This is a genomic window from Flammeovirga pacifica, assembly GCF_000807855.2.
GTDB classification, from domain to species: Bacteria; Bacteroidota; Bacteroidia; order Cytophagales; family Flammeovirgaceae; genus Flammeovirga; species Flammeovirga pacifica.
Genome location: NZ_JRYR02000010.1, coordinates 1 through 255 on the forward strand (window position 1 = coordinate 1; position 255 = coordinate 255).

Consider the following 255-nt stretch of genomic DNA (forward strand, 5'->3'; position numbering starts at 1 on the left):
TTTTTTAATGCCTTGATTTTTCAAGTATTCTGAATCATCTACAACAATTGTTTGAGTGCCTATACTCCCAATTAAAGAGCATTCATTTTCAGCCAATATGTAATCGCATTGAGAAGCAACCCAATATGCACCTGAACAACATATACCCTGTATGTATGCTACAATTTGAGTATTCAAACTTCTAACCGTATCGGCTAAAAACTTTGTACCGTCCACCTCTCCACCTTCTGAATTAATAAGTAATACTATCTTATC

General features: G+C 34.5%; 1 protein-coding gene. It reads right to left on the minus strand.

The window, feature by feature from the left end:
• Window positions 1–255, minus strand: a 255-nt coding sequence (locus NH26_RS24875; protein WP_174549726.1) for a S49 family peptidase, incomplete at both ends; no start/stop codon positions are given.